Genomic DNA, 18,310 nt, shown 5'->3' on the forward strand with positions numbered 1-18,310 from the left:
TTCGCGGGCGTTAGTCTGCCGGAAACAAACAGGGATCGCGTCAAACAATGACCGTGCTCGTGACCGGCGGCGCCGGCTATATCGGCAGCCACATGGTGCTCGCGCTGGCGGAAGCTGGCGAAAGCGTCGTGGTGATCGACAACCTTTCGAGCGGCTTTTCCGCCTTCGTGCCCGACGGCGTGCCGCTGTTCATCGGCGATGCCGGCGATGAAAATCTCGTCGACGGCGTCATCGGCCAGCACGGCGTCGACAGCATCATCCATCTGGCGGGCTCGGTCGTGGTGCCGGAATCGATGCGCGATCCGCTGCTCTACTACCGCAACAACACCATGACCACGCGCAGCCTGTTGAATGCGGCGGTCAAGCGCGGCGTCAGCCGCTTCGTGTTCTCCTCGACCGCGGCCGTCTACGGCAATCCGGACGAGGTGCCAGTGCCCGAGAGCGCGCCGACCCGTCCGACCTCGCCCTACGGCACCTCGAAGCTGATGGCCGAGATCATACTGCACGACGTGGCCTCGGCACATGACCTCAACTACGTGGTGCTGCGCTACTTCAACGTCGCCGGCGCCGATCCGTTCGGACGAGCCGGGCTTGCCACCGTCGGGGCGACGCACCTGATGAAGATCGCGATGGAGGTCGCCACCGGCCAGCGCGCCAAGATCGACGTCTACGGCACGGATTATCCGACCCCCGACGGCACCTGCATCCGCGATTTCATCCATGTCTGCGATCTCGCCCAGGTGCACCGCTCCGCGCTGGCCTATCTGCGCGCCGGCGGCAGCTCGGTCACGCTGAATTGTGGGTACGGCCGCGGCTATTCCGTGCTCGAGACCATCGAGGCCGTCCGGCGCGTCTCCGGCCGCGCCATTCCCGTCCAATACGCACCGCGGCGCCCCGGCGACATCATGAGCATGGTCGCCGACACCAGCCGTCTGAAGGCGCTGCTCGACTGGACGCCGATCTATGACGATCTGGAAACGATCGCCGCCCATGCGCTGGCCTGGGAGGAGAAACTGTTCCTGGAACGCCACAGCGGCGTGCTGCAGCGGGCCTCGGCCTAGAATCAACGACTTAGCCGGACGCCGGGGGGCTTGAAAAAGCCGCCCCGAGCGGGCAAGCACTGCTGTCCGCCCGGCGATTTGTCCCGGCGGCCAGGGACCAGAATGGCCGAATTTCCGAAGAAGATCACCGACGATCCCTATGGCGCCGCGATCCTGATCCGCCGCCTCGTGATGGAACAGGGCATCCTCTACTGGCGCCGCTATCTCACCGCCTTCGCGCTGATGGCGGTCTCGGCCGGCGCCAGCGCCGGCGCCGCCTACATCCTCGGCCAGGTCATCAACAAGGCCTATGTCGACAAGAGCATCCCCGGCATCGCGGTGCTCTCCGGCGTCACCGTGCTGCTGCTGTTCGTCAAGGGCGTCTCGACCTACGGCTACGCGGTGATCCTGTCGAAGATCTCGAACGCGATCCTCGCCAACAACCAGCGCGCGCTGTTCGCGAAGCTGATGAGCGAGAGCATCGGCTTCTTCTCCGAGCGGCACTCGTCGGAGTTCCTGGCACGCCTCACCGCCGGCGCCAAGTCCATCACCGACGTCCTGACCATGCTGATCAACGCGATCGGCCGCGACCTGCTGCTCTTGATCAGCATGATCGCCGTGATGGTCGCGCAGGACCCCTGGATGTCGCTGCTCGGCCTCGTCGTCGTGCCGCCGGCCATGCTGGTGCTGCGCAAGCTGGTCAAGCGCATCAAGGGCCTCGCCCACAGCCAGTTCACCGGCAATGCGGACATCCTGGAGACCATGCAGGAATCGCTGCAGGGCATCCGCACCGTCAAGGCGTTCACGCTCGAGGACGCGATGCGCGCCCGCATCGACGAGAACATCGCAGTGGTCGAGCGCAACGCCAACAAGATGGCCCGCGTCTCCAACCGTTCCAACCCGCTGATGGAGATGCTCGGCGGCTTCGCCGTCGCCGGCTGCCTGATGTATGGCGGCTATGCCGTGGTCGCGCTCAACGCCACGCCCGGCCAGTTCTTCTCGTTCATGACCGCCTTCCTGATGGCGACCGAGCCGGCGAAGCGGCTGGCGCGGCTCAACATCGATCTCAACAGCCAGCTCGTCGGCGCCCGCATGCTGCTCGAAGTGGTCGACAGCCCCGCCAGCGAGCAGCCGGACGACGACAAGCCGGCGCTGAAGCTGACGCAGGCCAAGATCGAGCTGCGCGACGTCTCCTTCGCCTATCGCGACAACGAGCCGGTGCTCAACCGCATGAGCTTCACGGCCGAGCCCGGCAAGGTCACCGCTTTGGTCGGCCCGTCCGGCGGCGGCAAGTCGACGGTGCTGGCGCTGCTGCTGCGGTTCTACGAGGCGACCGCGGGCGACATCCTGATCGACGGCCAGTCGATCGCGCAGGTGTCGCGCCGTAGCTTGCGCGAGCAGGCCGCCTATGTCGGCCAGGACGTCTACCTGTTCCGCGATAGCATCCGCGCCAACATCGCCTTCGGCAAGCCCGGCGCGACCGAGGCCGAGATCATCGAGGCGGCGAAGGCGGCCTGCGCGCACGACTTCATCATGAGCTTCCCGCTTGGCTACGACACGCCGGTCGGCGAGCACGGCACCCAGCTCTCCGGCGGCCAGCGCCAGCGCATCGCGGTCGCCCGCGCGCTGATCCGCAACGCGCCGATCATCCTGCTCGACGAGGCCACCGCGGCGCTGGACTCCGAATCCGAGCGCCAGGTGCAGGAGGCGATCGAGCATCTCTGCCAGAACCGCACCACCATCGTCATCGCGCATCGCCTGCACACCATCATGAACGCCGACGCCATCCTGGTGGTCGAAGCCGGCGAGATCGTCGAGCGCGGCCGGCATGACGATCTGTTGCGCCGTGGCGGCCGCTATGCTTCGTTCTTCCGCCTGCAACAGCGCGACATGGGGCCTAACGTCATCCCCATGACCGCAACCTCCTGACCCGCTTATTTCACCGCACCCGAGATCCATTTCATGAGCGCCTCCACCGTCATCCCGGCCTTCCCGCAGCCTTCGCTTCCCGTCGTCGGCGAAGCCGGCGTCTTTCCGGTCCGCCGCATCTGGTGCGTCGGCCGCAACTATCTCGAGCACATCCGCGAGATGGGCAATGACGAGCGCGACCCGCCGTTCTTCTTCGCCAAGCATGCCGACATGCTGGAGCCGGACGGCGCCGTGATCCCCTACCCGCCGCTGACCAAGGACATGCATCACGAGGTCGAGCTGGTGGTCGCGCTGAAGAGCGGCGGCCTCAACATTCCGACCGACAAGGCGCTCGACCACGTCTACGGCTACGCCGTCGGCATCGACCTCACCCGCCGCGACCTGCAGCTCGCCTCCCGCAAGATGCAGCGCCCCTGGGAGGTCGGCAAGTCGTTCGACCATTCCGCGCCCTGCTCGGCCATCCAGCCCGCGGCCAAGATCGGCCACCCCGCGAAGGGCAAGATCTGGCTGTCGGTCAACGGCACCGAGCGCCAGACCGGCGACCTCTCCGAGCTGATCTGGAACGTGCCGGAGATCATCTGGAAGCTCTCCCAGCAGGTCGAGCTCGCCGCCGGCGACATCATCATGACCGGCACGCCCGCCGGCGTCGCGGCGGTCGTTCCGGGCGACAAGATCGAATGCGGCGTCGACGGCGTGGGCACACTGAAGGTCTCGATCGGGCCTGCGGCGGCGTAAGCGGCGCCCACGGTCCCTCGCAACACTTCCAAAAAGGCCGCGCTCTGCGCGGCTTTTTTCGGTCTGGCGCCCGATCGCAGCCAGGCACCGGGGTCACCCTCCCCTGGAGGGGGAGGGTCAGACCTGCTTTGCGACATCATCTGATCCACAATCTCAACAGCGTTCAGGCTGAGACGAACATCCACGCTCTCGCGACGCAGTCCGCGCCCTGAACGGCTTTCCTTCATTGAAGCCCAATCGCAGCCGAGGACTGGTTCACCCTCCCCTGGAGGGGGAGGGTCGCCTCACGAGGAGCGAAGCGACACGTGAGGCGGGGTGGGGTGATCTCTCCTCTGGCACCGGTGCGCGTGGAGAGATCACCCCACCCCGCTCGCCCGCTTCGCGCGCGAGCGACCCTCCCCCTCCAGGGGAGGGTGGGCACCGGCCGAGCGGCAACACTGATCCACAATCTCAAACAGCATCAAGGAAGAGACGAGCACCCACCTTCTCGCGACGCATTCCGCGCCCGAGTGATGCTCCAATTCCCGCCCTCTCCAGATGGAGGCCGGGCGCTGGCCGCGCCCGTGGCCCGCCTGCAGAAAAAAAGCAGGCGGCAGTCACCACAGGTCTGGCCGAACACACCCGGCCTTCCCCGCGCGATGGTTTTAACGGGCTATAGCGCGCTCTTCCTGGTGCACCGGGCTTTCTGGCCACCATCCGCTGCGCAAAGCGAAGCTTTGTCGCAACGTTGATACTAGCATCGGAGTATCAGAACCACACGCCTTCACCGTCCACGAGGAAAGCGTTCGTCCGTGCTCATCACACGCCGCCGCCCCGCGTCCACCGCTCCCCGCTGCCAACGTCCGTGACGACCGCGAACCGTCCCCTACCGTGCAACGGGATGGGGCGGACCATAATGCTGATTTGGCGAAATTGTCAAGCAGCTCGTATCTTTTTAGAAGAGGTCGGCAGTCCCCTGATGGTGATCCGCACAGCGGACAGTCTTAGCTCCGTTAGATTCCGCTTAACGAACCATCGCTGCGCCGATAGCGGCCGGGCTTGACGTAGGCAATAACACAATCATCGAGATCTCAACGTCTTGGCCATCCATTTGCCGTTTGCGTCGATTGCGGCAAGGTACCTGAGCCCAGGTGGAGTAGATGCAGAGAAAATTGATAGTGGCGTTGGCAGCAGCACTCGTTGGCGTCTCGGGTGGCACGCCCTCAACCAACGCGCAAGATGCCGGGCGCGCTAACTGTGAAAGCCAACTTTCCACGTTCGTCTTGAAGATCGACAATCTACTGGCGCAGCACCCTCGAGACTTGAATGAAGTTCTTTCGGTCGTGCACCGTCACCTTCCCGCGGAAGGTTGTACGGCCGACGTGGCGTCGAAGGCGATGAAGACTTCGGCGTTCTTCAAGGGAGAGGAACGAAATGACCACAGCATCCAGTTCTCGCTCTTCAATGGGACCTCGGCGGCGCGTGGCGGTGCGGTCCTGCTCGTACTGAACGATTCCGGCCAATGGAGCCCGCCATTTGCGATTTGGCACCCGCCATACCCCTGACCACGGCAGAGTGACCGCGAACGTCCGTTCCGAACCCATCTTTGGAACGCGTAGGGCGGATTAGCCGAAGGCGTAATCCGCCGTCCCTCCGCGGAGAAGAAGCGGCGGATTACGCTCCGCTAATCCGCCCTACTCCCCAATCTCACCGAAACGCCGACACCACGATGGCGCCGACGATCGCCACCGTCAACGTGTACTTCGCCGCATAATACACCGTCCTGTTCCACGCCTTCACCTTCCGCGTGGCCAGATGAAGCTCATACAGCTTGCCGAACACCTTGTTCAGCACGCCGACGTGCTCGCCGTCGACGTTCTGCGTCGCCGAGGCCTTGACGATGTGGTGGCTGACCCAGCGGTTGATGGCGGCGATGAAGCCGAGCTTCATCGGGCGCTCGACGTCGCAGAACAGGATGATGCGGTTGACGTCGGTGGCGTTCTCGGCGCTGTGGATGAAGGTCTCGTCGAACATGAAGGCTTCGCCGTCGCGCCAGACGCAGGGCACGCCGTCGACCAGGATGCGGCACTTGTCGGAGTTCGGCGTGACGAGCCCCAGATGATAGCGCAGCGAGCCGGCGAAGGGATCGCGGTGGGCGCCGAGCTTGCCGCCGGGCGGCAGCATCGCGAACATCGCGCCATGCACGTTCGGGATGGAGTTCAAAAGCTCGACCGTCTTCGGACACAGCGTACGCGCCGACGGTAGGAAGTCGTCGTACCATTTCAGATAGAAGCGCTTCCAGCCGCTCTTGAAGAACGAGTAGAAGCCCCAGTCGTTGTTGGCGGCGGCGGCGCGGATGAAGCCCTCGTCGAACAGGCGTACCGCCTCCTCGCGGATGGTCTGCCAGTTATCGGTGAGCTTCTTCAACTCGGGAAACTGCTCCACCGGGATCACCGGCGTGTTGGGCACAGCCGAGCCGGCATACATCAGCACATTGTAGGGGGCGAGATAGGTGGAGTGGTCGCCGAGCTGGCGGGCGAAGCGCAGCCGCTGCTTGCCGCGGAAGTGGACGTAGATGGTGGCCCCGATCAGGATGTAGAGGCCGATGAGCTGTGGCGCGAAGAGCTGTCTGAGCATGTCCGGGACCCATGATCCGGCCGCTCAGAGCGTGTTGCGCAGATGTGTCGCCTTCTGGGCGAGATCGAAGGGGTGCTCTGATGCCGGCCAAGGGCCTCAATTTAGCCGCAAGCGCGACCGGCCGCATCCCTTCGCACGAGGGTTGTGAACGGGAATCGGGGTTGAAAGTTCTGCGGCGTGACCCGGCTGCAACAGCCGCCGGCCCCGGCTCGCGATCGCGCTAAGCCCGCGTCAGCTCCTGCAGGCCCTTGAAGGTCAGCCGCTTGGGGTCCCGGACGCCGGCCAGATACATGCGGCGGATGAAGGCGGCCACCGCGTCGCGGTCGCAGCCGGTGAGGACGACGATGGCATCCACCGCGGTCTTCTGGGCCTCCATGGGACTGGTCCTCCTGGCAATGCACCCGGCACGCGCAAGCTGTCACGATGCCGATTAACATCGCGTTAACCGTGCGGACGGCCGCCGGTTCCCATGCCGCGATTCCTGCCGCCGCTCCATACGCGAAACCGCGCAGGCCGGAGCGGCCGCCGTCGAGCGCCGCAGGAGCGCCGCCGTCACACCAGGAAGAAGTCCTCCGGCGCCCCGATCAGGCGGTCATCGCCATGGACCACGAGGTTCCGCCGCATCGGGCGCACCGGCGGCGTGATGACCCGCCGTTCGAGCTCGTTGGCGCCTGGCAACTGGTCGACGAAGCGGACGGCGAAGCCGTCGGGGAAATGCCTGATGACACGGCCGATGCAACTGCCCACCGCCAGCGGCGTGCCGATCTCCGGCTGGATCTCCGCCGAGACCGCGGCGCCCGACATCGAGGCATCGATCACGAAGCACGGGATGCAGCTGCCGTCGGCGAGCGTCAGCGCCGAATGCGGCGAGTTCGGCACGAAGCGCGCATCGCGGCGGGAATCGCGGATCGACGGATCCTTCTGCTTCTTCTCCAGCCAGACCAGCTTCTCGGCGAGCTTGGCGCGCTCGGCGCGCGTCATCTCCAGCTCGAGCAGAAAGCCGCCATGCACGGTGTCGCTGATCTCGCCTTCGAACTTGCCGAAGTCGCGGAAATACGAGGTCAGACGATCGCCGACCTTGCCGACCACGGGCACCTCGAGCAGCGCGCGAAACGGCGACACCCGCGTGGTGCGGCAGGCGAAGGATCGCAGCCGTCCTTCCGGGGAATACCAGTTCGGAAGCGTGTAGGACCCGACCGTCTGAATCCTGACCGCGCGCTGCTTCAGGAATCGAGCAACCGACATTGCACGTCTCCCCCCGACCCCATGCTGTCCCCGACGATGGCCCGGCCCACGCCGCGGCACGATATGCCTGTTACAATTTCTACGTGCATTTTCGGTCGAACTAAATCGAATTGGGCAAAGCCGCCATGCCCCGGACCGTGCGCGCAAATTCTTGAGGAAATCTGAATCCGAAACGGAAATCCCGCTCAACGGAATCGTATGTCCAACCCGTTTCTGCTTTCTAAAAATGCCGGCCCGTCGGACTACGGTGCGGCGCGGCACTTGTTCGTTGCGGGCACGAGCGGCTGATCGCATCAGCCGCGGCGCCATCGCGCCACGACGCACACCGTCTCACGATGAGCGTCCGTTCGCGTCCAACGTGATTAGTCAATGATTCATCCTAACGCGCGGCCACCGAGGCGCGGCTGCAACTCACAATTTCATTCAATCTGGTGAGCAACTATCAGCGCGCGCAACCGCGCTGCGAGCAAACAGCTAACACATTCGCGTCGTTTCGCTATTTGCTTGCTAACAACCTGTTCACCACTTGCGCAATCGGTCGGCACGGCAGCTGCTGCAGCCCATGCCGTTCAATTTCGCTTATACTATTGCCGCTTAGTCGTAAGTGAGGGGGACGGCTGTCAGTCGGCTCGCGCGTCGCCCCGGGCGTATGAGTAAGCAGAGTAGTCACGCGTATGATGACCGCACGCATCGTGGTGTTAACCATCGCTCTCGGCGCGGGCGGCGTTGCGGCCTATCTGGTCAGCAATTCCGACGGCCAGCGGCAGGCGCCCGTGGCGCCGGTCGTGCAGTTGCCGACGGTCGAGGTGCTGGTCGCCAAGACCGACATCGGGCTCGGACAGGCGATCAAGCCCGGCGACCTGATCTGGCAGACCTGGCCCGAGGCCGCGAGCAACATCTTCATCCGGCGCGGCGACCGTCCCGAGGCGGCCAATCAGCTGGTCGGCACCATCGCCCGTTCGCCGTTCGTGATCGGCGAGCCGATCCGCGAGCAGAAGCTGGTGAAGGCGGACGGCTCCGGCTTCATGGCGGCGATCCTGCCCGCGGGCATGCGCGCGATCTCCACCGAGATCTCGCCCGAGACCGGCGCCGGCGGCTTCATCCTGCCGAACGACCGCGTCGACGTCATCCTGTCGAAGCGCGACAAGAACCCTGACAAGCCCGGCGCCGCCGACTTCGTCAGCTCCGAGATCATTCTCTCCAACGTCCGCGTGCTCGCGATCGATCAGGCGCCGAAGGAGAAGGAAGGCCAGAACACCGTCGTCGGCAAGACGGTGACGCTCGAGCTCAGGCCCGAGCAGGCCGAGACCCTGGCGCGCGCGCGACAGGCCGGCTCGCTGGCGCTGGCGCTGCGCAGCATCGCCGACGTGAACGCCGCCGACGGCAACAAGACCGAGGCGCAGCAACAGCAGCAGCAGATGGCGCGACGGGGCAGCGCCATCGAGATCATTCGCTATGGGATCACGAGCTCGCTCACGGCGCAGAAGTGACCGAAAGGACGAGGAAGATGATGGGTGGGCATCAACGCGCAAAGTTCGGGACGTGGGTCGTCCGCGCGCTATCGACATCGGCCGTGATCGGGCTTGCGCTCAATCCGGCGCTGACGCCGGTGAAGGCGGCCGACGACAGGCCGGAGACGCCGGTGGTTTCGGTCGGCTCGTCGAAGGTGCGCTTCCTCTCGCTCGGCATCGGCAAGTCGGTGGTCGTCGACTTCCCGCAGGACGTCAAGGACGTGCTGGTCGCCGATCCCAAGGTCGCCAACGCGGTCGTCCGTTCGGCCCGGCGCGCCTACATCATCGGCGCCGCAGTCGGCCAGACCAACGTCGTGTTCTTCGACGGCGAGGGACAGCAGGTCGCCGCCTATGACATCGCGATCAAGCGCGATCTCAACGGCGTGCGCCAGGCGCTGAGCCAGAGCATTCCCGGCGTCAAGATCGACGGCGTCGGCGAAGGCGTGATCCTGACCGGATCGGTGTCGAGCCCGGTCGAGGCGCAGCAGGCCGGCGAGATCGCCGCACGCCTGGTCGGCGGTGCCGACAAGGTGGTCAACTCGATCGTCGTGCGCGGCCGCGATCAGGTGATGCTGAAGGTCAACGTGTCGGAGGTCCGGCGCGAGATCGTCAAGCAGCTCGGCATCGATCTCAGCGCCAGCCTGAACTACGGCACCGCGGTGGTGAACTTCAACAACACCAACCCGTTCACCGCCTATGGCAAGTCGCTGGTCGGCCCCAACGGCCTTTCCGCCACCGGCGGCGGCTTGTCGTCGGTCTCGGCGACGCTGCGCGCCATGGAGACGGCCGGTGTCGTCAAGACGCTCGCCGAGCCGAACCTGACCGCGATCTCCGGCGAATCCGCGACCTTCATCGCGGGCGGCGAGTTCCCGATTCCCGGCGGCTATTCCTGCGATCCCACCACGCGGGTCTGCAGCACGTCGATCACCTACAAGAAGTTCGGCATCTCGCTCAACTTCACGCCCGTCGTGCTCGGCGAAGGCCGCATCAGCCTCCGGGTGATGACGGAGGTGTCGGAGCTGTCGAACGACAACGCGATCACGGTGTCCTATGCGCTGACCTCGGCCTCGACCTCGTCGGTGACGATCCCCGCGATCCGCACCCGCCGCGCCGAGACCACGGTCGAGATCCCCTCCGGTGGCTCGATGGCGATGGCCGGCCTGATCCAGAACCAGACCAAGCAGGCGATCAACGGCCTGCCCGGGCTCAACCAGCTGCCGGTGCTCGGCCAGCTGTTCCGCAGCCAGGACTACGTCAACAACGAGACCGAGCTGATGGTGCTGGTGACGCCCTATGTCGTGCGCGCCGTCGCCCAGAAGGAGCTGTCGCGTCCGGACGACGGCTTCGCGCCGGCCACCGACTCGGAGTCGGCGCTGCTCGGCCGCATGAACCGGCTGTACGGCATCGCCGCCAGGGTCGACGCGGCCACGGGGCAGCCGGCCGGCTTCGGCTTCATCATCGACTGAGATTGCGGGACGACGGGGCACGGGGGAACGATCATGTCGGCAACATCCATACCAGACGGCAGGCGCGCGCTGCGCCGGATCGTCGCCATCGCGGGGCTGGCGCTCACGCTCGGCGCCTGCAACACCACCACCGGTGAGGTCGTCGCGACGATCCCGGACGACTACAAGATCCGCCATCCGATCGCGATCGAGGAAGGCCGGCAGTCGACCGTCGTCTTCATCGGCAGCGGCCGCGGCGGCCTGACCTACCAGCAGCGCGTGGACGTCGCGGGGCTCGCGCGCTCATGGCTGCGCGAAGGCACCGGCGGGATCATGGCGGAGGTGCCGACGGGCACGTCGAATGCGCGCGCCGCGGCCGACGCCTACCGCGAGATCCGCGCCGTGCTGACCGCCGGCGGCGTTCCCTCGCACGCGATCACCCTGCGCAACACCATGCCCGACGATCCGCGGCAGCTCGCCGTCATCCGGCTGAGCTATCCGAAGATCGCCGCCGTCGCCGGTCCCTGCGGGCTGTGGCCCGACGACCTCGGGCCGAACTTCAGCAATCCCGGCTACAGCAGCAACCAGCACTATCAGAATTTCGGCTGCGCCACGCAGCGCAACCTCGCTGCGATGATCGACAACCCGGCCGATCTCGAGCAGCCGCGCTCGGAGATGGCCGCCTACACGCCGCGCCGCTCCGCGCTGTTCGAGAAGTACCGCAAGGGCGAGTCGACGGCGGTGGCGTATCCGGAGTCCGACAAGGCCAAGCTCAGCGATACAGGCAAATGATCAACGCGTCCCGTCAGAGCCAGGATGAGCAGCCCGGCCCCACCGGCCCGGCCCTCGACGATCACATCGCGCCGGTCCCGCGCGTCTCGGTGCAGGCATTCTGCGAAACCGACCAGACCTCGGCCGCGATCCTCGCCGCGAGCCAGGACCGCCGGCTCGGCAAGGCGCACATCACGATCAAGGCGGGCGGCATGCCGCGCGCCATCGAGACCTATCATTCGCAGCCGACGCCGAACGTCATCGTGATCGAGACCAGGCCCGGCGGCGACATTCTCGGCGGCCTCGACGATCTCGCCAGCGTCTGCGATCCCGGCACCCGCGTGGTGCTGATCGGCAGCCCGTCCGACGGCGTCGCCTATCGCGAGCTGGTCCGGCGCGGCGTCAACGACTACGTGCTCGGCCCGGTCGAGACCATCGACGTGATCCGCTCGGTCTGCAGCCTGTTCTCGGCCTCGGAGGCCGTCATCACCGGCCGCATCGTCGCCGTGGTCGGCGCCAAGGGCGGCGTCGGCGCCTCCACCGTCGCCCACAACGTCGCCTGGAGCATGGCGCGCGACCTGACGCTGGATTCGGTCGTGATCGATCTCGACATGGCGTTCGGCACCGCGGGGCTGGACTACAACCAGGATCCGCTGCAGGGCATCGCCAACGCCGTGTTCCAGCCGGACCGGCCGGATACGGCGCTGATGGAGCGCCTGCTCGCCAAATGCACCGAAAATCTCAACCTGCTCGCCGCGCCCGCGACGCTCGACCGCGTCTATGATTTCGGCGCCGACGCATTCGACGCGATCTTCGACACCCTGCGCATGACCCAGCAATGCATCGTGCTCGACGTGCCGCACCAATGGTCGGCCTGGACGCGGCATGCGCTGATCAATGCCGACGACATCCTCGTGGTCGCCGAGCCCGATCTGGCGAACCTGCGCAACGCCAAGAACCTGCTCGGCGTGCTCAAGGCCTCCCGTCCCAACGACCGGCCGCCGCTGTACTGCCTGAACCAGGTCGGCATGCCCAAGCGGCCGGAGATCGACCTGAAGCGCTTCGCCAAGACCGTCGAGGCCGAGCCGGTCGCGGTCATCCCGTTCGACTGCAAACTGTTCGGCACCGCCGCCAACAACGGCCAGATGATCGCGGAGATATCGGGGCTGAGCCGCACGCCAAAACTGTTCCAGGACATCGCGAACCGGCTCACCGGACGGATCGACCACAAGCCGCAGCGCGGCTCGCTGCTGGCGCCGATCGCGAAACTGCTCGGCGCGAAATAGCGCCTGAGATCATGATGCGATTCCAGGGACTCGCATCATGATCTCATCTCTTTGTTTGGGCATGATCTCCGCGTAAATGCCGTTGGCGTTTGTCGCGAGGGAAAACCGGTTTCCACTTTCCGGATCATGCTCTAGTCGTCGGACCGGCTGAGTGCCCGCGCCAGCGCCTTGTCGGGCTCGCCGGCCACCGGACGGTCGCGGCGCGGCGACAGCTCGCGCTGCGCGATCTTGCGGCGCTCCAGGATGCGCTTGACATAGGCGACGCTGGCGCTGGCCTGCTCCGGCGGCAGCCCCGAACGCGCGATGCTCTCGGCCTCGCTCATCCGGCCCTGCAGGCCGACGATGACGGCGAGATTGGTCCGGACCCGCGGGCTGGCATCGGGGTGCGCGCTGGCCTTGCGCAACTGCTCCTCGGCCTTCGGCAGTTCGTTGGAGAGCGCATAGGAGAGACCGAGATTGGACAGCACGGAAGGATCGTCAGGGGCGATCTTCAGCGCCGTCATGTAGTATTGCCGGGCCTCCTCGTTGCGCCCCATCTGGTCGAGCGTGGCGCCCTGCGCCGACAGGATGCGCCAGTCGGGATCCTCGGGCGAATGCGCGCGGCTGAGCACGTCGAACGCCTGCTGGAAATTGCCATTGTCGGCAAGCGCGCGGCCAAAGGCCGCCAGCAGCGCCTTGTTGCCGGGATTGGCGATCGTCGCCTGCTCGAGCACGGCGACCGCCTGCGAGCGCTGGCCGGTGCCGCGCAGGGCGCTGCCATAGCGCAGCGCCACCTCGGGATCGTTGGGATTGGCGCGGAAGCGCTCGCGGAGCTGGTCGATCTCGGCGCGCGGGTCGGCGGCGGCCGCGCGGCTCTTTTCGGGATTGCCGCCCAGTGCCCCCGTGACCTCGCTGAGATCGGTGGTCTGGCAGGCGCCGAGACCGAGCAGCACGGCCGTGAACGACAGCGCGAACGCGGCCGGCCGGAGCAGAGGGAGAGAGCGAAGGGGCCGCGTACGCATGCAACTGAACTACTTCGGGACCAGATGATCTGCACGCTGGCAGATTAACCCTAAGGTCCCGTTAAGCGGGCGCGGCCGGCCCGCTCAATCGATGAATTCGGCGCCGAACTCGCAGCCGATGCGCCAGGCCAGCCGGCACTTGCGCTGGTGGTCGGGCGCGAAGACGATGGTGAACTGCGGGGGAATCTCGACGAATTCGGCGATCACCTTGACGCCGCCGTCGGAAATATCCGTGACCGTGCAGTCCCGCGGCAGGCTGCCGTTGCCATAGTGAATCTTCGCGATCCTCCTGCACAGCCGACGTTCACTCTTGCGACGGTTCGCCAACATCAACATTTCGACGTCTCACCCACTCAATCGTCCAATCCGGAGACCTCGTTTGTAGCGAGGAAACCTTGGGATCTGGCTAGCGCCAAGCCCGGAAATCCGGCGACCGGATTTGGGTTTCGTTTACCCTCTGCATCCCTCAGCGGACCGGCAGCAGCACGCCGTCGAAATACGCCGACAGCCTCCCGACGTCGTCGAGCGGCAGGACGTCGGCGACATACTGATCGGGCCGCACGATCACGATGCAGCCCGCGGCGCGATCGATGCCGCGCATCGCGAAGATGTCCTGGCCGCTCTTCAGATCGGCACAGAACATCTTCTCGTAGTCGATGAGACCGTAACGGCCCTTCCGCGGCAGCAGCAGCTCCGGCATTCGTTCGAGCGCGAGTTCGCGATGCCCCTGCTGGAACACCGCGCGCAGATCGATCACGGAGTCGATGTCGGCGCCCACCTGGGTGTGGCGGCGCACGGGCGAGGCCGAATCCTCGCTGAGGAATGTGCACAGGCGGCGGATCGCGGACCCCGGCGCGGCCGGATCCTCCGCGGCCGCGAAAGCGAAGATGCGGAAGCGGCCGTCGGCTTGCACGACATGTCCGAGCTGCGCCGGCTTGGCGTCGCCGAGCCGGATGACCGGCGCCGAGTGAAAGCGCTTGCCGATGACGAAGCCGGTGGCGAGCGGCTGGAAAGTGTCGTCGCCGGTGAGGACGGAGGGCCGATAGTGCGTGGCGGTGCCCGCCGTGTAGCGGCCGTGACGGACGAAATAGTCCTGCGTCCTGGCCGCATCGGCGCCGCCCTGCTTGGCGGCGGAGGCAAGAATTCCTGACCATTCGCGATCGAAATCGATCAGCTCCTGGGCGATGGCCCGCCGTTCGGCCGAATAGCTGTGCAGGAGCTGCGGCGCGCAACGCCTGCCCAGCACGGCGGCGAGCTTCCAGCCGAGATTGAACGTGTCCTGCATCGACACGTTCATGCCCTGCCCCGCCTTCGGGCTGTGGGTGTGGCAGGCGTCACCGGCGATGAAGACGCGCGGCAGCCGCGTTGCGACCTCGGCGTCCGGCACGTCGTCGAACTTGTCGGTGATGCGCTGGCCGATCTCGTAGACCGACCACCACGCGACCTCCTTCACCTGAAGCGTATATGGCGCGAGAATGCGCCGTGCCTTGGCGATCACTTCGTCGACGGTGATGTTGCGCCCGGCCACGCGCTCGCCGACCTCGAGCTTGGCGAGCTCGACATACAGCCGGACGAGATAGCCGCCCTCACGCGGGATCACCAGCAGGCTGCCGTCCTTGGCGGACTGGATCAGCGATTTGAAGCGGATGTCGGGAAAATCGGTCACGGCGAGCACGTCCATGACGCCCCAGGCGTGGTTGGCGGAATCCCCGTGCAGCTCGCGGCCGATCGCCTTGCGCACGACGCTGCGCGCGCCATCACAGCCGACGACGTAGCGCGCGCGCACCGTCTCCACCTGGCCTTCATGCTCCGGATCAATGCGATCGAAGCTGACTGTCACGCCGTGCGCCTCGATGCCCGCGGCCGGATCGATCCGCAGATCACGCAGTCGCCGCGCGTAGTGCGGCTCGAGCTTCGCGGCCGAACGGCGCATCACGTCCAGGAAGAAATCGTGGACCCGAGCCTGGTTGAGCACGACATGCGGCATCTCCGACAGGCCGTCCTCGACGTCCTGCACGCGACCGCTGCGCGCGATATGCTTGCTGTCTTGGTCGCTCGGCTTCCAGAACGTGGTCTCGTTGATCCAGCACGCTTCCCTCAGCACTTTCTCGGCAAAACCATAGGTCTGGAACATCTCCATGGTGCGGCAGGCGATGCCGTCGGCCTGGCCGAGCAGCAGCCGGCCCGGCTTCTGCTCGACGATGCAGGTCCTGATGTCCGGAAAAGCGGAAAGCTGGGCAGCGAGGTTCAACCCGGCGGGGCCACAGCCGACGATGAGGACATCGGCCTCGGGCGGCAGCGGGCCGGTCGCGCCGGCGCTCGCGACACGTTCGGCCGCGTCGAAGATCTCGGGATCGCCCGGCTGGAAGCCGTTGAGATGAAACTGCACGTGACCACCCTCCCTCGCCATTCTTATTGATCAGTATGCTGATCATCAGTATGCTTGTCAAGCTGGTGACAGGAGATTCGAATTGACCGAGATGCGGGACATGCCGGGGCACCTGGCGCGCCGGTTTCAGCAGATCGCCGTGGCGGTGTTCCTGGCGGAGGTGGAAGCCGCCGGCTTCGACCTGACGCCGGTGCAATATGCGGCACTGGCGGCGATCGCGGCCAACCCGGCCATCGACCAGATCACGCTGGCCGGCCTGATCGCCTATGACCGCACCACGATCACCGGCGTGATCGACCGGCTCGCACAGAAGGGCCTCGTCGTCCGCCGTGCGAGCGCGCGCGACCGCCGGTCACGGGAGCTGTTGATCACCGACGAGGGGAGAAGGACGCTGGAGGCGATCACGCCGGCGGTCGAGGCGGCGCAGCGGCTGATGGTGCGCGGCCTCAGCGAGGCCGAGGCGAAGGAGTTGATCCGCCTCATGCAGAAGGCGATCGCCGCCGGCAACGATCTCAGCCGCGCGCCGCTGCGGGAGGGGGCGGCGGAGCGGTGATGGAGGGCATTGCATTCGGACATGGGGGCGCACGCCGAAAGTGCCTTTCACCCCGGGCGAACTGCGACCTAGTTGCTCATGGTCGGGCTTGTCCCCGACATCCATCTCGTGGTTGCCCGGCATGTCGGCGTGGATGGGCGGGACAAGGCCGGCCATGACGCCGTGGAGAGATCTCGACGCAGACTCACACCACGTTGCCGATTCCCCCTGCCCTCATGAATACCGCATCACGCCGTCGTCGACCTTGCCGAAGCGCAGCGAGACGATATCCAGCGCGTAGTTCTGGTACAGCCGCCACGGCCGCTTGGATCCCTGTTTCGGCAGGTCGGCGACCGCGCGCTGCACATAGCCGGAGCTGAAGCTCAGCGACGGCAGCGGCGTAACGGTGGAATCGTCATTGTGCGGCACGCATTGGCGATAGCCGTGCCGGTCCATGTAGTTCAGGAGCCGGCAGACATATTCGCAGGTGAGGTCGCATTTCAGCGTCCAGGACGCGTTGGTGTAGCCGAGCGTCGCCGCCAGATTCGGCACGTCGGAATACATCATGCCCTTGTAGTTGAGCGTCTTGGCGAAATCGACGGTGCGGCCATCCACGACGACCTCGATGCCGCCGAGCACCTGCAGCACCAGCCCGGTCGCGGTGACCACGATATCGGCCTCGATTTCGCGGCCGTCGGCGAGGCGCAGGCCGCGCTCGGTGAAGGTCTCGATCCCGGCCGTCACCACCGAGGCGCGCTGCTCGCGAATGGTCTTGAACAGGTCGCCATCCGGCACCAGGCACAACCGCTGGTCCCACGGGTTGTAGCGCGGCGTGAAATGGGTGGCGACGTCGTAATCGGGACCCAGCGCGGCGCGCACCCCGCCCAGGATCAGCTGCTTGACCCGCTGCGGCTTGCGCCGGCTGAGCTGGAAGAAATACATCCCGAACAGCACGTTGCGCCAGCGGATCAGGTGATAGGCGAGGCTGGCGGGCAGATGCCGGCGCAGCTTGTTGGCGAGCGCGTCCTGCGCCGGGCGCGACACCACATAGGTCGGTGAGCGCTGCAGCATCGTCACATGCGCGGCAGACTTGGCCATCGCCGGCACCAATGTGACCGCGGTCGCGCCGGAGCCGATCACCACGACGCGCTTGCCGGCATAGTCGAGATCCTCGGGCCAGGCCTGCGGATGCACGATGCGGCCCTTGAAATCCGCCATGCCCTTGAAGTCCGGCAGATAGCCCGACTCGTAGCGGTAGTAGCCGGAGCACATGAACAGGAAGCCGCAGGTCATCCGCACGGTCTCGACCGTGCCCTGCTCCGTCCGGCGCTCGGCCTCGACGGTCCAGCGTGCGTCCGCGCTCGACCACGACGCGCTGATGACCCGATGGTTGAACCGGATGTGGCGGTCGATGCCGTTATCGGTCGCGGTGTCCTGGACGTATTTCAGGATCTGCGGCCCGTCGGCGATCGCCTTCGGATCGGTCCACGGCTTGAACGAATAGCCGAGCGTGTACATGTCGCTGTCGGAGCGGATGCCGGGATAGCGGAACAGGTCCCATGTGCCGCCGATCGCGCCTCGCCCCTCCAGGATCGCGAAGCGCTTGCTCGGGCACTTGTGCTGCAGATGATAGGCGGCGGCGATGCCGGACAGCCCGGCGCCGACGATCAGCACGTCGACATGCTCTGTTGACATGAGGTGTTCCTGGCGTTTCCTGGTGCGGCTTTCTTGCTCTGGCTGCGGACAGTCGCAACCCGGCTCGTCGCTGTCAAATCGCCGGCGCATTCGTCGTCGGTCAACCCTCCTCCGC

The 18,310-nt window shown here is 66.0% G+C and carries 16 protein-coding genes; 9 read left to right on the forward strand and 7 right to left on the reverse strand.

The window, feature by feature from the left end; all coding sequences use genetic code 11:
* Positions 1–47: 47 nt before the first annotated feature.
* The 4 genes from galE (at position 48) to QX094_RS02130 (ending at position 5,248) form a co-directional block, all read left to right on the forward strand.
* Entirely contained in the window at positions 48–1,061 is a 1,014-nt protein-coding gene (gene galE / locus QX094_RS02115) for a UDP-glucose 4-epimerase GalE (protein ID WP_316187615.1), read from the forward strand.
* A gap of 102 nt (positions 1,062–1,163) precedes the next feature.
* Positions 1,164–2,969: an ABC transporter ATP-binding protein gene (locus tag QX094_RS02120; RefSeq protein WP_316166166.1), complete on the forward strand. Its 1,806-nt coding sequence runs from the start codon at positions 1,164–1,166 to the stop codon at positions 2,967–2,969.
* Positions 2,970–3,002: 33 nt separating this feature from the next.
* On the forward strand, positions 3,003–3,704 hold the full coding sequence (locus QX094_RS02125; protein ID WP_316166165.1) for a fumarylacetoacetate hydrolase family protein: 702 nt from the start codon (positions 3,003–3,005) through the stop codon (positions 3,702–3,704).
* A gap of 1,139 nt (positions 3,705–4,843) precedes the next feature.
* Positions 4,844–5,248, forward strand: a complete 405-nt coding sequence (locus QX094_RS02130) for a hypothetical protein (protein ID WP_316187616.1) — start codon at positions 4,844–4,846, stop codon at positions 5,246–5,248.
* 142 nt (positions 5,249–5,390) lie between these two features.
* Here the strand turns inward: QX094_RS02130 and QX094_RS02135 are convergent, their stop codons facing one another.
* The 3 genes from QX094_RS02135 to QX094_RS02145 all read right to left on the reverse strand — a co-directional run bounded on the left by QX094_RS02135 (position 5,391) and on the right by QX094_RS02145 (position 7,565).
* Positions 5,391–6,320, reverse strand: a complete 930-nt coding sequence (locus QX094_RS02135; RefSeq protein WP_315768730.1) for an aspartyl/asparaginyl beta-hydroxylase domain-containing protein — start codon at positions 6,318–6,320, stop codon at positions 5,391–5,393.
* A 220-nt stretch (positions 6,321–6,540) separates the two neighbouring features.
* Entirely contained in the window at positions 6,541–6,696 is a 156-nt protein-coding gene (locus tag QX094_RS02140; protein WP_315712861.1) for a hypothetical protein, read from the reverse strand.
* 176 nt (positions 6,697–6,872) lie between these two features.
* A complete protein-coding gene (locus tag QX094_RS02145) occupies positions 6,873–7,565 on the reverse strand; it encodes a PilZ domain-containing protein (protein WP_315753618.1) in 693 nt (230 codons plus the stop codon).
* 674 nt (positions 7,566–8,239) lie between these two features.
* On the opposite strand from QX094_RS02145, the gene cpaB reads away from it, so the two are divergent.
* The 4 genes from cpaB to QX094_RS02165 are packed head-to-tail and all read left to right on the forward strand — an operon-like array spanning position 8,240 to position 12,578.
* Positions 8,240–9,055 carry a Flp pilus assembly protein CpaB gene (gene cpaB / locus QX094_RS02150; RefSeq protein ID WP_315712864.1) on the forward strand — a complete coding sequence of 272 codons (816 nt, stop codon included), beginning with the start codon at positions 8,240–8,242 and terminating at the stop codon, positions 9,053–9,055.
* Between the two features lie 17 nt (positions 9,056–9,072).
* Entirely contained in the window at positions 9,073–10,542 is a 1,470-nt protein-coding gene (locus QX094_RS02155) for a type II and III secretion system protein family protein (protein WP_410052254.1), read from the forward strand.
* A gap of 33 nt (positions 10,543–10,575) precedes the next feature.
* Positions 10,576–11,313: a CpaD family pilus assembly protein gene (locus QX094_RS02160; RefSeq protein WP_315712867.1), complete on the forward strand. Its 738-nt coding sequence runs from the start codon at positions 10,576–10,578 to the stop codon at positions 11,311–11,313.
* The gene (locus tag QX094_RS02165) at positions 11,310–12,578 is read left to right on the forward strand and encodes a CpaE family protein (RefSeq protein ID WP_316187617.1); all 1,269 of its coding nucleotides are present in this window, start codon (positions 11,310–11,312) and stop codon (positions 12,576–12,578) included. The genes QX094_RS02160 and QX094_RS02165 overlap by 4 nt, the downstream gene beginning before the upstream one ends.
* Positions 12,579–12,709: 131 nt before the next feature.
* Here QX094_RS02165 and QX094_RS02170 read toward each other — a convergent pair whose 3' ends face one another.
* From QX094_RS02170 to QX094_RS02180, 3 genes are all read right to left on the reverse strand, one after another.
* A complete protein-coding gene (locus tag QX094_RS02170; RefSeq protein ID WP_315712870.1) occupies positions 12,710–13,579 on the reverse strand; it encodes a tetratricopeptide repeat protein in 870 nt (289 codons plus the stop codon).
* Positions 13,580–13,663: 84 nt separating this feature from the next.
* On the reverse strand, positions 13,664–13,909 hold the full coding sequence (locus QX094_RS02175; RefSeq protein ID WP_315712872.1) for a PilZ domain-containing protein: 246 nt from the start codon (positions 13,907–13,909) through the stop codon (positions 13,664–13,666).
* 136 nt (positions 13,910–14,045) lie between these two features.
* Positions 14,046–15,968 (reverse strand): FAD-binding monooxygenase, encoded by a 1,923-nt coding sequence (locus QX094_RS02180; RefSeq protein WP_316187618.1) that lies wholly within the window; start codon positions 15,966–15,968, stop codon positions 14,046–14,048.
* Positions 15,969–16,068: 100 nt separating this feature from the next.
* Between QX094_RS02180 and QX094_RS02185 the strand changes: the two genes are divergently transcribed.
* On the forward strand, positions 16,069–16,521 hold the full coding sequence (locus QX094_RS02185; RefSeq protein WP_315753628.1) for a MarR family winged helix-turn-helix transcriptional regulator: 453 nt from the start codon (positions 16,069–16,071) through the stop codon (positions 16,519–16,521).
* A 213-nt stretch (positions 16,522–16,734) separates the two neighbouring features.
* On the opposite strand, the gene QX094_RS02190 is transcribed toward QX094_RS02185, so the two are convergent.
* Positions 16,735–18,285: a flavin-containing monooxygenase gene (locus tag QX094_RS02190; protein WP_410052917.1), complete on the reverse strand. Its 1,551-nt coding sequence runs from the start codon at positions 18,283–18,285 to the stop codon at positions 16,735–16,737.
* Positions 18,286–18,310: the final 25 nt, after the last annotated feature.

This window comes from Bradyrhizobium sp. SZCCHNS1050, assembly GCF_032484785.1.
In the GTDB taxonomy this organism is placed as follows: domain Bacteria; phylum Pseudomonadota; class Alphaproteobacteria; order Rhizobiales; family Xanthobacteraceae; genus Bradyrhizobium.